Annotated in this window: 16 protein-coding genes and 1 rRNA gene (1 of these 17 cut by a window edge); 7 read left to right on the top strand and 10 right to left on the bottom strand. The window is 39.3% G+C overall.

The features are described 5' to 3' along the window. The first annotated feature begins 4 nt into the window (after positions 1–4). Both NSTC731_RS08405 and NSTC731_RS08400 read left to right on the top strand, forming a co-directional pair. On the top strand, positions 5–1,399 hold the full coding sequence (locus tag NSTC731_RS08405; protein ID WP_445630407.1) for an RNA polymerase factor sigma-54: 1,395 nt from the start codon (positions 5–7) through the stop codon (positions 1,397–1,399). A 4-nt stretch (positions 1,400–1,403) separates the two neighbouring features. Next, positions 1,404–1,694 carry a hypothetical protein gene (locus NSTC731_RS08400; RefSeq protein ID WP_445630406.1) on the top strand — a complete coding sequence of 97 codons (291 nt, stop codon included), beginning with the start codon at positions 1,404–1,406 and terminating at the stop codon, positions 1,692–1,694. 41 nt (positions 1,695–1,735) lie between these two features. On the opposite strand, the gene NSTC731_RS08395 is transcribed toward NSTC731_RS08400, so the two are convergent. The 5 genes from NSTC731_RS08395 to NSTC731_RS08375 all read right to left on the bottom strand — a co-directional run bounded on the left by NSTC731_RS08395 (position 1,736) and on the right by NSTC731_RS08375 (position 5,601). Then, on the bottom strand, positions 1,736–2,920 hold the full coding sequence (locus NSTC731_RS08395) for an anion transporter (protein ID WP_445630405.1): 1,185 nt from the start codon (positions 2,918–2,920) through the stop codon (positions 1,736–1,738). A 179-nt stretch (positions 2,921–3,099) separates the two neighbouring features. Continuing rightward, a complete protein-coding gene (locus NSTC731_RS08390) occupies positions 3,100–4,356 on the bottom strand; it encodes an MFS transporter (RefSeq protein WP_445630404.1) in 1,257 nt (418 codons plus the stop codon). A gap of 156 nt (positions 4,357–4,512) precedes the next feature. Continuing rightward, positions 4,513–5,022 (bottom strand): ISAs1 family transposase, encoded by a 510-nt coding sequence (locus NSTC731_RS08385; protein WP_445632046.1) that lies wholly within the window; start codon positions 5,020–5,022, stop codon positions 4,513–4,515. A 23-nt stretch (positions 5,023–5,045) separates the two neighbouring features. Next, positions 5,046–5,288, bottom strand: coding sequence for a hypothetical protein (locus NSTC731_RS08380; RefSeq protein ID WP_445630403.1), 243 nt, complete (start codon positions 5,286–5,288; stop codon positions 5,046–5,048). Then, positions 5,278–5,601, bottom strand: a complete 324-nt coding sequence (locus tag NSTC731_RS08375) for a transposase family protein (protein WP_445630402.1) — start codon at positions 5,599–5,601, stop codon at positions 5,278–5,280. The genes NSTC731_RS08380 and NSTC731_RS08375 overlap by 11 nt, the downstream gene beginning before the upstream one ends. A gap of 156 nt (positions 5,602–5,757) precedes the next feature. Here NSTC731_RS08375 and NSTC731_RS08370 point away from each other — a divergent pair, with 156 nt between their 5' ends. Beyond that, positions 5,758–6,009 (top strand): hypothetical protein, encoded by a 252-nt coding sequence (locus tag NSTC731_RS08370; RefSeq protein WP_445632279.1) that lies wholly within the window; start codon positions 5,758–5,760, stop codon positions 6,007–6,009. A gap of 51 nt (positions 6,010–6,060) precedes the next feature. Here NSTC731_RS08370 and NSTC731_RS08365 read toward each other — a convergent pair whose 3' ends face one another. Then, complete coding sequence (locus tag NSTC731_RS08365; RefSeq protein WP_094353507.1) at positions 6,061–6,516, bottom strand: pentapeptide repeat-containing protein; 456 nt, start codon at positions 6,514–6,516, stop codon at positions 6,061–6,063. Between the two features lie 311 nt (positions 6,517–6,827). Then, positions 6,828–7,691, bottom strand: a complete 864-nt coding sequence (locus NSTC731_RS08360; RefSeq protein WP_445630401.1) for an alpha/beta fold hydrolase — start codon at positions 7,689–7,691, stop codon at positions 6,828–6,830. Between the two features lie 205 nt (positions 7,692–7,896). Here NSTC731_RS08360 and NSTC731_RS08355 point away from each other — a divergent pair, with 205 nt between their 5' ends. The 3 genes from NSTC731_RS08355 to NSTC731_RS08345 all read left to right on the top strand — a co-directional run bounded on the left by NSTC731_RS08355 (position 7,897) and on the right by NSTC731_RS08345 (position 10,493). Next, positions 7,897–8,715 (top strand): DUF1206 domain-containing protein, encoded by an 819-nt coding sequence (locus NSTC731_RS08355; protein ID WP_445630400.1) that lies wholly within the window; start codon positions 7,897–7,899, stop codon positions 8,713–8,715. A 182-nt stretch (positions 8,716–8,897) separates the two neighbouring features. Beyond that, positions 8,898–10,052 (top strand): glycoside hydrolase family 10 protein, encoded by a 1,155-nt coding sequence (locus NSTC731_RS08350; protein WP_445630399.1) that lies wholly within the window; start codon positions 8,898–8,900, stop codon positions 10,050–10,052. Between the two features lie 12 nt (positions 10,053–10,064). After that, the gene (locus tag NSTC731_RS08345; RefSeq protein WP_445630398.1) at positions 10,065–10,493 is read left to right on the top strand and encodes a DUF2358 domain-containing protein; all 429 of its coding nucleotides are present in this window, start codon (positions 10,065–10,067) and stop codon (positions 10,491–10,493) included. Between the two features lie 179 nt (positions 10,494–10,672). On the opposite strand, the gene NSTC731_RS08340 is transcribed toward NSTC731_RS08345, so the two are convergent. Next, entirely contained in the window at positions 10,673–10,945 is a 273-nt protein-coding gene (locus tag NSTC731_RS08340; RefSeq protein WP_445630397.1) for a hypothetical protein, read from the bottom strand. Positions 10,946–11,442: 497 nt separating this feature from the next. On the opposite strand from NSTC731_RS08340, the gene NSTC731_RS08335 reads away from it, so the two are divergent. Further along, complete coding sequence (locus NSTC731_RS08335) at positions 11,443–11,904, top strand: hypothetical protein (RefSeq protein ID WP_445630396.1); 462 nt, start codon at positions 11,443–11,445, stop codon at positions 11,902–11,904. Positions 11,905–12,178: 274 nt separating this feature from the next. Here the strand turns inward: NSTC731_RS08335 and NSTC731_RS08330 are convergent, their stop codons facing one another. Beyond that, entirely contained in the window at positions 12,179–12,982 is an 804-nt protein-coding gene (locus NSTC731_RS08330; RefSeq protein ID WP_445630395.1) for a prohibitin family protein, read from the bottom strand. 182 nt (positions 12,983–13,164) lie between these two features. Further along, a 5S ribosomal RNA gene (rrf, locus tag NSTC731_RS08325) occupies positions 13,165–13,209 on the bottom strand (it continues 73 nt past the right edge of the window).

The raw sequence follows: 13,209 nt of genomic DNA, 5'->3' as shown, positions 1-13,209 counted from the left end.
ACCAATGAATTCCTTAAACTCAGCATCTACACTAGAAACACACTTAGAAACTCAAACTGTTATTTACCCAACTCTACAGTATTTAGTTCGCTTTTTGCCGTGGAATGGTAAACGAGTATTCGACCATCTTCGAGAAGAATGTAAACACAATCCATTTATAATAGAAAATTCTGATTTCCATAACAGCGAAGTACTTTTAGACGATATTAAACCTAATTGGTACAGTCCCATCGCCCAGGAATTAAGCCTAAGTGAGCATCTTCTCGGACAAATATCAGTTTTATCAATCCCATCAAGACAACGTAAAGCCTTAACCTATCTAACTCAGTGGTTATCAAACTCTGGTTACTTACAAGAAACTCCAGAAGTTTGGGCAGATGGTAGTATCTGGAGTGCAAAAGAACTAGAGGCTGTAGTGCCTATTCTCCAAAGTTTAGATCCACCTGGAATTGGTACGCGAACCCTACAAGAATGTTTGTTAGTACAACTTAAAGACCAGCCTGAAAGCCTAGCTTTTTTACTAGTTAAAAATTATTTACAAGACATAGCAAACTGTATTGGCAATACTTCAGAGTCAAAGCAAAATTATCAAGTACTATTACAAAAACTGAACCAAAATATTAATGTTGACATCGAGAAAATCATCAATGCTATTCATGACATTCAAGAATTAGAACCCCGTCCCGCCAGAAACTTCGGCTGTTGCGACGCTTCCATCGTCACCCCCGATTTAAAAGTTGAGCTAATAGCTGGAAGTTGGCAAATTTCTTTAGCTTATGAAGTCAAACAACGTTTTTGTCTGAATTCCGAAGCCATTAAGCTTTTGCAGGAATCACCAAAATCAAGGCGAGATACCCAACAATTAGAAGCATTATTACAAAAAGCTAGAAATTTACTCACAGTTTTGCAACAATGGCAGGAAAATCTGCTCAAAGTTGGGAAATTTTTAGTTGAGCGTCAGCAAGTTTTTTTGCAGAGTCGGGATAAATTAGACTTAGTATCTACCCCTCAGCAATTAGTAGCTCAATCGGTGGGACTTAGTAACTCTACAGTCAGCCGGATTGTGCGGGGACGGTATATATTAGTTTGCAATCAACACAGCCAGATAATTCCGTTGCATTCACTATGTGTTCCTGTAGGAGTAGGCGGACGTACTCCTCAACAAATTCAACAGATGCTATTACAGTTAATTGCAGAAGAATCATCCGCCAATCCTTATACTGATGAGCAATTAGCCCAGCTTTTGAAAATTCAATTTTGTCTGCCAATCACTCGCAGAACAGTCACAAAATACCGTAAAATTGCCGGAATAAAGTCATCACATCAGCGCAAGTTGACTGATAAAAAGATGGGAAGCAAGAGCAAGAAGCAAGGAAGTCTCTTGAAATATCAAAGTTGAGCCTTTGAACCTGAACATTGCGGCTTTAAACCTAAACGTTGAGCCTTTGAAGGTGAACGTTGCGGCTTTAAACCGGAACATTGCGGCTTTGAACCGCAACATTGCGGCTTTAAACCGGAACATTGCGGCTTTGAACCGGAACATTGCGGCTTTGAACCGGAACATTGCGGCTTTGAAGGTGAACATTGCGGCTTTGAACCTAAACGTTGCGGCTTTGAACCTGGAAGTTGCACCTTTGAGCCTGAACGTTGCACCTTTGAGTCTGGAAGTTGCACCTTTGAACCTGAAATTTTAAGTTTGATTGTTGACAAATGACAAATGACAAATGACAAATGACTAAATCCAAAAATAAGCCAAGATAAGAGTCACGACAGTTAACGGTAGACCAAAACGCAAATGTTCCCAGAATGACAACTGATAACCAAGTTTTGCAACAGCCTCAGCAACAATTAAATTGGCAACTGAACCTAACAAAGTTAAATTACCAGCTAAAGTAGATCCTGCTGCTAAGAGTAACCAGGTTTTCGTGTCTGGATGGGGGATTAAATGTTGTAGTAACAATACGGCTGGAACATTAGAAACTAAATTTGAAAGCAGAGCAGTAATTCCTAATATGTTTAAGGGAGTATATACTAAACCGCTAAATAAATTCAATATTCCTAATTTTTCTACTCCAGCAGTCACAACAAATAGTCCAGAAAACATCACCAGTAAATCCCAATCTACTTTATTTAAAACTCGTTGCGGTTTGATTCGCCTAGTAATGAACAGTAAACCAGCAGCTACCAGTGTTGCTTGGGCTGGAGGTATCCCAATTAAAAATGCAATTAATAGTCCTCCTGTTATCAATAGGCTTTTAGTAAGCAACGGTTTAAATATGCGGTAACGCACGGGGGTTGCACTCGCACAAGACTTAGTAGAACGCACATCAGGATAAAGCCACCACAGTAACCCAATTTGGATTAACAAACTTACTAATGCGATGGGAGTCAATGCTTTTGCAAAATCGAGATAGCTGATACCAGAGAAGGAACCAATCAGAATATTTTGCGGATTGCCACTTAAGGTAGCTACTGAGCCTAGATTAGTTGCTCCCGCTAAGGCAAGTAAGTAAGGAATCGGATTGAGGTTCAAAGTTTGGGTTAAACCGAGAACCAAAGGAGTCAAAATTAGAGCGATGGTATCATTCAGAAAAAAAGCCGAGAGCATTCCACTGCCGAAAGTTAAAACAATTAGCAAACCTAAAGGGCTGCGGGTGAAGTGTGTAACTGTATCAAGGGTTAATTGGAAAAAACCAGCGTAAGCTAAGTTTGTGCTGATTACCATCATCCCAAACAGGAAAATCAGCGTTTTATAGTCTATCGCTTGCCATGCTTCTTTGAGGTCTAATACCCCAAATGCCATCAGCAAAGATGCACCAACTAAAGCAATACTGGCTCGGTTCATCCGCAAGCCAGGGAGATATCCTAAACCCAAACCGATATAAGTCAGTCCAATGATGATGTATCTGAAAACAATCATGATTTCGCTATATTCTTTTGATTAAGTAGTCATTGGTCATTAGTCATTGGTCATTGGATTTTAGTGCATACCTCGCCCCTTGTGGGTGGAAAAACTTTGTCTTTCATGGGGCTAATTCAAGCTGTGTTAAAGAGTGGGCGTGGTTTTTATTGGACTAATGACAATAACTAATGACTGCCCTAAGCGGTTTGATGTGATGCTTTTCTATTAACTCCTGTTTTTGTTTCAGGTACACAGAACCAAAAAACTGCCAAAGCTACAACTGCGATCGCTGCTAAAATCAAAAAACCAACATTGTAACCAGCACTTTTAACCACAAATCCAGCCAGCACGTTGCTCAAACCCGCACCAATTCCAATAGCAGTGTTGAGCATTCCTTGGGTAACATTAAAGCGTCCCGTGCCTTTAGTCAAATCAGCTACCATTAACACCGAAAGCACACCAAAAATCCCGCCTGCAATACCATCCAGAATTTGCACAGAAACGAGAAAATAGGGATTGCCCGAAAGCGTATACAGCACTCCTCGAATCGGTAAGACGGCAAAGCCCAGCAAAAATATGGGTTTTCGGGCTGTATGTGCGAAACGCCCAGCCAAGTTAGACACTGGAATCATCACTAACTGAGCCACAATAATACAAGCAGACATATAAACTGTGTCACTTGTGCCTTTACCCTGTGCCAATTCTTGACCAACTAGCGGTAACATAGCAGCATTGGCAAAGTGAAACAGAACTACTGCAACAGTAAAAAATAAGATTTGGCGATCGCTTAATAATTGCAATATGCCTTCATAGCGCTGGTGATGTTTTTGATTATCTTCCTCTTCTCTCTCTTCACCATCTCCACGCGCTAGTTCGTGGTCAATCTCTCTTTCGCGAATCATCCTCACTGAAATAATACTGCCCACAGCCATAGCTGCAACCAGGAAAAATATTGCTTTACGTGCAATAAAGTAACCCACTAAACCAGCGAGAGTAGCAGCTAGCAGATTTCCTGTATGGTTAAATGTTTCATTACGACCTACGCGCCTATCTAATCTCTCATGTCCTACGAGTCCCAGAGTAATAGCAGTAATCGCAGGTGGGAAAATTGCAGCAGCAATCCCAATCATAATCTGAGAGCCAATGACAACAGGCAAGTTGGGGAACAAGCCCATAGCAATAGAGCCGATAGAAACAAACACAGCCGCCAGTACAATCAACATCCGTTTTTGACGTAGCCTGTCAACCAATGCACCAGCTGGTGTTTGAGCAATAACTGTGGCAATTGTCGAAACTGACATCGCCAATCCAATTTGAGCCGGGTTCCAATTTGCTGAGGCTTTCAGGTAAATACTCAGATATGGCCCAACCCCATCGCGCACATCTGCGAGAAACACATTTAAGTAATCAAGCGATCGCAAACTCTTCTTACTCGGTCTTCGCTCTTTTTGCATAAGTCTTTAGTGGTATTTTGTCAGCTATGGAGAGGTCACAATACTCTTATGCAAAAATCGTGCCAAATCAATCTGAGTTTTCACGTCATGTAGAAAAGCCAACGGAAAACCTAACCCCCCAGCCCCCTTCCCTACAAGGGAAGGGCCAGGGTGGTTTCATACAAAGAAAGAAAAAACTTTGTGTAGTTGATTGGATAAGGCACGTTGTGCTTGAGGAATAGTTCGGAAACCAAAAAATCTGGCGATCGTAATGAAAAAGGTGTGCAAAATTGCCCAATTGACAGGAGCATTGCCACCACGACGCAGTGGAAAATCTTCGGAAAATGTAACATCTTTGACCCAGTGTAGCCGATTTTCAATTCCCCAGTGTCCTTGAGTATCAGCAAGCAATTGTTGAGCTTCGAGATGTTGACTACAAATGTAAAACTGACATTCGTGAAATGGTTGGCGATCGCGTTCACCCTGACGCTCGACAACAACAAACGTTTTGAGTCCAGCCCATTGATTTTGAAGTGATTCTGGAACTGCAAATACTTGGCAAGTGCGTTTGACAATTCTTGAATGCCGCGAATCAATAGCTGTGGCACAACTGAGTGGAGATGATTGAAGGAATTGAGTTTGAGCCATTTTGTAGAGTTTAGGCTGGTTTTCCTTCAATCCAATCAAATAATTATTATCAGCATTGATAATCAACGATACTGTTTTTTTTGACAGTGCAGAGCATCAAGGGTAAACATGACGCTAGAAGCTGTAAACTCAGATATTAACTGTTGCACAACCGCGACTTCACTGACTTGTTTATTAGCAAATGCTTGCATTTGGACAACAACACCACGTTGGTGACTAAATACTGACACAACCGAGATAAAGTTCTGATATGACTGGCTATAATCTGTCAGTGTGCAACGAATGCTCTTAGCATCAACTGCCAATCGTTCCTCTGGTTTTGGTGAGGCGATCGCCAATGCCCAAGTAAAAAATTAAGTCTGTTAATGGCTGAAAATCGATGGTTTTTAGTACCCGTCGGAATGTCGAGTATGAAGGAAACTTGATATCAGGTGTCAGTTGTAACATTTGAATCAAGCTTTGCCGATGTACGTTAGTAAAGTCCTCCAGTGGTCGATAACCCCAGTATCCCGTCATTGCTCCTAGTAATATCAGCAACAAAACTAACCATAGTTCGTGTCTTCGTCCTCGGATATGCCGATAGTCTGGCACTTGTTGTAACTGCTCGATCAGATTCATACTTCGCCTGTTGTAAATGTTTCATTACCCCCTATAAATCATTATTATTTTTCTCTGTTTGTATGAAACCACCCTGCTTCCCTACAAGGGAAGGGGGAGAAATCAAAGCCTCTCTCCTTGTAGGGGAGAGGTTGGGAGAGGGGTTTTCCATATCCCGTGAAAAGTCAGCCAAATCAATGGGCATCTGGGGAGAAAACCTTCTTTGTGCATCTGATGGGAAATCACAAAGATTTTCAGATTTTAATTGCACTTTTTTGTGTGGATATCAGTGCGATCGCAAAAATAAATCCCCTCTGCTTTTGCCATAGTAAAGCGATTACAAGGCAGAGGGGTTTCATTTTGATTAATATTTTTGTAGAGGCAGGTTTTAAGGATAATTCTGGTAAAAAACTAGTTTATTTGATTTAAAACCCACCAAAACCTATGTTGTATTGATTTTTAGCTGTGTAGTCAGTTGGGCTATTTCCAATCGGGAATTTCAGCGTCTTCACCACCAATCCCAATTCCAGTGTTAAATATTTCTGCATCAGTGAGATTTAGATCGTTCATTGATGCTTGATACACATTAGAATCGTGAATCGTAGCCCGAGTAAAATTTACTCCGTTGAGATTAACTTGCTTTAAATTCACATTGGTTACATAAGCAGATGTTAGGTTAGCACCTGCTAAGTTTGCACCAGTTAAGTCAGCACCTTCGAGATTAGCTCCTACAAGGTTAGCTCCTTGGAGCTTCGAGCCTCTCAAGTCAGCACCAATTAAATGAGCGCCACTGAGGTTAGCTCCTGATAGTTCGCACTTAACACATTCCCCAGTTGAAAGCAGCTTTTGTAAATCTTGTGGATTCTCGGCTCTAACCGAGCTAGCGAAAAATAGGGGTGTTGCTAAGGCCATGGCCGCTAATAGCTGGAGTTTCATAAATTTTCCCCCTTAATAATCAAGTTGCGTCCGTTCTGTCCCTCACAACTCTATTATCTCACTAAACTTCGTGAGGTCAATCTCTCTTGTGACAATCTATTTTCTGACAAGTTAGTTGCGATCTGAAACCCAGATAAAAGTAATGTCAAAAATGCCATTAATTCGGAATTTTTGGCAATTTTTACCGAATAATTCCTCAAAAACGCCCCCTCTTAAATTACTATTAAATCTTGAAAAATGAAAAGCTGGCGCTATCCGCTATAGCTAATTTTATGAGTATTTATACTTTATTTATCAATTGATAGTTTAGCTTAAGTCCTCAGAAATTCTCGCATATACTGGTTAACCAATTTTGGCTGTTCTTGCTGCACCCAATGGCCACAATTAGGAATGTACTTGATTTGAAAATCCCTGACATAAGCTGCGGTGTCATAGGTTAGTTCCTTACCAAGTGCAGGGTCATTTTCTCCCCAAATCATCAGTGTTGGCACTTCCAGAACGCTCCTATTTGGATTTACCATTCTTTGTTGAAAAATATTGCGGTAGTAGTTCAACATTGCTGTAAGGGCACCGCGTTTTGCAGCAGCATTTTTATAAGTGTCTATATCCGCTTTGGTGAAAGCACTCTTGTTAACTGCCATACTTTTAAAAGCTGTTTCAATAGCTTGGTAGTCTAAAGATTGTAAAAGTAATTCTGGTATCCACGGTAGTTGAAAGAGGAATATGTAATTGCTACGTAGCAACTGTTGGGGAGTGCGTAACCCTTGAGCAAATTTTGCAGGATGAGGCAGGTTAAGAATAATTAATTGTTCTAACATTTCGGGGTGAGCATAAGCAAAATTCCAAGCGATCGCACCACCCCAATCATGCCCAACTAATACACACTTTTCGTATCCTAATCCTCTAATTACTCCCTCAACATCTTTGATAAATTCATCCATGACATAAGCTGATTGCTCATTTGGCTTATCACTATCGTTGTAGCCACGCAAGTCAACGGCGACAACTTTAAAATTTTGGGCAAATTCTGGTATTTGATGCCGCCAAGAGTACCAAAACTCAGGAAACCCATGCAACATCAACATTAAGGGCCCTTCACCTTGGGTAACGTAGTGTAGTTTTACCCCATTGGTAGTTATATATTCGTGTGTCCAAGAAGTTTCTATTAAAGGCATAATTAATCCAAATTAAGCATTAAAAAACACTAAATAATAATACTGTACTTCATGACTGTAATATTATTTTGAGCAGTCTCACATCTATTAAAAGACAGTATTAAGATAGTGATTTTTTGCAAAAATATTAGACAATTTGCCTTGGGATAGATGTGAATCATGGGTAAATCTTGGTAAAAGGTAGATATAATTATCTCCAACTACCATGACACAACAGTTGACAAACCATGCTTCATTGTGGGTTGAGCGACTGGGACGATTTGGCTATGTTTCCAAGGGAGTAGTTTACGGTATAGTTGGATTACTGGCAGCACAGGCGGCTTTTGGCAGGGGTGGTAAAACAACTGATACCCAAGGCGCTCTCCAAACAATCGTCAACCAGCCATTTGGTAAGTTTTTGCTGGCTTTAGTTGCAATTGGGCTAATTGGATACGTAATCTGGCGTTTTGTACAGGCAATTAAAGACCCAGAAAATAAAGGTAACGATGCCAAAGGTTTGGCAGTGCGAATTGGTTACGCAGTTAATGGCTTGATTTATGCAAGTTTAGCCTTAAGTGCGGTGAAAATTGTTATGGGTACAGGCAGCGCTAAAAATAGTAGTGATTCTACTGAAGATTCGACAGCACGTTTGCTTTCTCAACCCTTTGGTGAATGGTTAGTTGGAACTGTGGGAGTGTTTGTAATTGCTCTAGGTTTTTATCAGTTTTATCAAGCTTTTAGTGGTAAATTTTGTAAAGAACTCAATTTAACTGAGTTAAGCAACACACAAGCCCAATGGGTAATGAGAATTTCCAGATTTGGTTTAGCGGCACGGGGTATAGTGTTTTGCATTATTGGTTGGTTTTTAATTGAAGCTGCAAGGCAATCGAACGCCGCTACCGCCGAAGGTTTAGATGAAGTATTACAGACGCTAGCTCAACAGCCTTATGGAGCATGGCTTTTAGGTATTGTGGCACTAGGTTTGGTTGCCTATGGGATTTACACAATAATACAGGCGCGGTATCGTCGGCTAGTCAATGTTTAGATGGTGCAGTGCCAAGAATTTCAATCAAACAGAATTCAGAAGTCAGGAGTCAGAATTAAGAATTAATTCTGTACGATTGGCAGACGAATAATCTGGTTTAAAACCCCTACAAAACAATAAAATTTGGCCCACTAATTGCTTCTGACTCCTGAATTGTGACTCCTGAATTCTTCTTCAAAGAAATGGCAATAATAGAAACTCGTGGTATTTGGTTGACTACTACTGATAGTCAAGTTCTCAGGTCAAAGGAAAGCATTGCTGAAGCGATGGATTTTCTGGCTGAGACAGGATTTAATGTGGTGTTTCCTGTTGTTTGGAATAAGGCGGTAACTCTGTATCCCAGTCAAATAATGCAGCAGACATTTGGAGTCGAAATTGACCCAATGTCTGTAGGCCGCGACCCTTTAGAAGAGGTGATAGTTGAGGCGCGGCGAGTCGGATTGAAAGTCATTCCTTGGTTTGAATACGGTTTTGCCAGTTCCTACAATTTAAATGGTGGCGTACTTTTACAGAAAAAACCAGAATGGGCTGCGCGTGATTTTAATGGCAACTTATTGAAGAAAAACGGCTTTGAGTGGTTGAATGCCCTCGACTCACAGGTGCAGGAATTCTTCTTGAACTTGGTATTGGAAGTTGTAAAGAATTATGATGTAGATGGGGTTCAAGGAGACGATCGCTTCCCTGCATTCCCGTGTGAAGGCGGCTATGATGAGTTAACTGTCAGCCGCTATCGCCAGGAATTTGATCGCAATCCGCCAGAGAACCCCAAGGATAGGCAATGGTTACAGTGGCGTGCAGATATTCTCACTGAATTTTTGGCGCGTCTCTACCGGGAAGTGAAAGGGGTGAATCCTAATTTATTAGTAGCGATCGCACCTAATATCCATGATTGGGCATTCCAGGAATATCTGCAAGACTCACCCGCATGGCTGAACCGGGGAATAGTCGATATGATTCAGCCGCAGATTTACCGCCGTGACTTTAGGAGTTACTGTGCGATCGTTGATAAACTAGTAAACCAGCAGTTTACAGATACAACACTGCCCAAGTTAGCACCGGGAATACTGATGAAGCTTGGCTCTTACTGTATTAGTGCAGAATATATGGTGCAGACAATTGAATACAATCGTCAACTTGGCATTCAAGGAGAGGTATTCTTTTTTTACGAAGGTTTGCGCGAGAATAACAATGCCCTTGCTAAAGTTTTGCGAAATGGGCCTTATGCTAAGTCTGCATCATTTCCTACTCTGTCAGATTTGAGTGCAGGTGGTGTGAGTCACAAGAGGACATCTTCTATTTGGTTAGGAGTGGAAAATTTGTTAAAAAAGATTTTTTAAGGGAAAAGGCGCGTGGAATATAAATTGCCAGTGGAAAAGGTAATTAATACTTTAAAAGAAGATTTACCGACACTTTTTGAAAAAGATATTTCCTATGACATTTATACACAGGATATCTATTTTAAAGACCCTGTAAATACATTCAAATACAAATTTAACTATCGCATTATATTTTGGACTTTACGATTTCACGCGCGGCTATTTTTTACTCATATTTACTTTGATGTACATGAAGTTTATCAGTCAGCCGAAAACACGATTTTAGCAAAGTGGACGGTGCGGGGAGTGTTGCGCGTTCCCTGGAAAGCAGGGTTGCTTTTTAATGGCTATTCAACGTATAAACTCAATCAAGATAATTTGATATACGAGCATATCGATACCTGGGATAGAAAGCCAAGAGAGATTTTACAACAGTTTTGGCAAAGACAAGGAAACAGCTAGTTAGCTATTATATAATCGACATCATATCAAATTGCTACGGTATGCTTTAGTCATTCGCTCACAAGGTACTGTTATCGATAAATTTCAGCATCAACTTTGTGAGCTTTCTTATCAATAGCCTCCCACTTTTAAAACATCCTCTAAGATCGAGTTAGAAATGAATTAATTTTTTTGAATTATTACGAACCTTGTAAAATGTCATTTATTGAACTTATACTCTGTTTTATTAAGTCTGTCATAGAAGTTCTTAATAATTCCAAATTTACTGTTGAAAAATTGAGTAGTCCCCAAGAATATAATAGGCTTGAAATACCAATAAATAAAGCTAATATTCTCCCAAAACAACCAGGATTTATTTCAATAAAAGCTAATTTAGATTGACCTATTACAGCAATCGTTATAAAAACAATTCCTACTATTAAAAAAGTGCTGTTTGGAGTGAAATCTGTCATTTTTCGATTAAAATATCTCAGCATTTTTATTGTAGCTATTATTAGTCAAAATTTCTGCTTCTGCTATATGCAAAAATATAAAAATTTTGCAACTCAACATTCACACCAACCTAATAAGCCTCTGGCTATTGCAGTATTGGTATTGGAACTTATGGTGTGCTATAATCTATAAAGATATATTTTGATTTAAAAACTTATTGAGCAATAAATAAAGTTGATTGCCTCAATTGTGTATCAATTTTTCTATCTTACTCAGATATTCAAGGAAAAACCTAGATTCTGCAAGAAGCGAACTACCTGATGTGTCTCTAGCAGAAATTCAGATATCGTGAAGTGGCAGTTTATTTAAACTCAATTTTGCTCTTGACGATTTTGCTGAAACTATGCAGTGGTAAAACTTTCAGCATCAAAAAACCAAAATATCATAACTCCTGTACTAGACGTTGATTTAGTTTATATATTAAACTACCTTAAGACTATAGGAATAGTGGGTTTTTATGGAAAGCGTCCAAAGCGTTAGTCAAGAGTTGAATGGAACAAGAGACACAGCACTAGAGCAATTACAAAAGTCTACTCCAGCAGAGTTCAAAAAAGACATTTTTAAAAAACTTAGAGGTGGATTTTTTGTAGTACTAGGATATTTATTATCACCGCTATGCTGGTGGAATGACCTACTATTCAATCTGCCAATAGCTTATGCTTTTGGGTATGTATGTAGTTTTCTTTCTCCAAAATTGCTTCTACCTTGTTCAATTATCGGATATTGGCTCTCTAACATTGTAGGAATTCTCTTGATGCAATTTGGTTCTAAGGACATTTTTCAAAATGAACCTCAAGAACATAACCTCAAAAAAGAATTGCTCACAGGTTTAATCTCTTCAACACTTTATACCCTGTTGATTATACTATTGCTCCAGTTGAAGATTCTTGATTCTCCCATTTTATTCTCCAACAGTTAATTTAGTTTATCACCTTTATACAAGGGAATTGATAGTATGGGCGCACTTCTATACGTCCATGCTATATCTATAGCAATTCGATTTGTTTTCTGAATTTCTTTGACAACTTGTTGTTGGTCTTTTAGGATCTTACTATTAGATAAGTTCCTTATCTCCAAATTTAATATTTTTGATTTACGAAGATTAATACTGATTTAACCAAAATGTAAGTCAGGCATTCGATGTTTCTGAGTCTCAGGATGGATAGTTAATCAGCAAACAAAAATATTAATTTTCAATCAAATTTTAAAAATTCACTTAAATTCAACAATTTTGGAGCCTCCTTACTTACAATTAATGGCAGCTTCCCATTCCATTTTTCTATTGCTTGCCTTTGCAGAATTTCTGGAGTTAAACCATCACGTAATAATCTGTGCATCTCAGCTTCTCCTTTGGCTAAATTAACTTTTGCTTCAGCCTCTTTTGTTGCTTTCAGTGCTATGAACTCTGCTCGTTTTGCTTCTTGTTCAGCAATCTGCTTTGCCTCTACTGCCTCACCAAACCGTTCAGAAAAATGGACATGAACTAGAGAAATATCATTAACTGCAACGTGATAGCTACCCAATCGTGTGGACAACGCATTATCTACTCCACTTTTGATTTCTCCTCGTTTAGTAATAATTTCTTCGGCAGTATATTTTGCTATTACTGCTTTTAGCACTTCTTCAACAGCTGGGTTAATAATCCGAATAACTACATTTTGTTCATCTCCAATTTCTTGAAAAATGGCATTTGCTTCCTGGGGAATAATATGCCAATTGAGAGCTATATCAGCGAAAACATTTTGTAAATCTTTGGAAGAAGCCTCAGTGGAAATTTCCTGTTTTTGGACTCTAACACTCAACTTTGTCACAGTATTGACTATAGGAATAATTAAGTGAAGTCCTTCTCCTAATATCTGGTTTTGTACTTCACCAAATTTCATTAATACACCACGTTCTCCTGCATTTACAATCACACAAGGTGTCAGGAATAGAGTTATCAGGAACAAAAGAGCGGTCAGTTTACCGGCACTGTTGAAATTTGTAAATTTTATCATCTGTGTGAACCATGTATGCATCTTGTATAGAGACACATATTTTAGGAGCTATAAGCTTCTTTCCGTCATGATTTTAGCTCGACTTTATCCAAAAAAAATTAACATGTCCCAGACAACATGAGTGTATCTATCATAAAAGCCCCACGCCAGATGAGTGTGGGGCTTGATGTGAGAAAAATTAAACCTGGCATCGAGCTATTTTTGCGTAGGGCGACCCCTAAACTATC

Source organism: Nostoc sp. DSM 114167 (assembly GCF_052692655.1).
The sequence above is the reverse complement of the archived record's forward strand: the minus strand, read 5'-3'. Positions and strand labels throughout refer to the sequence as shown.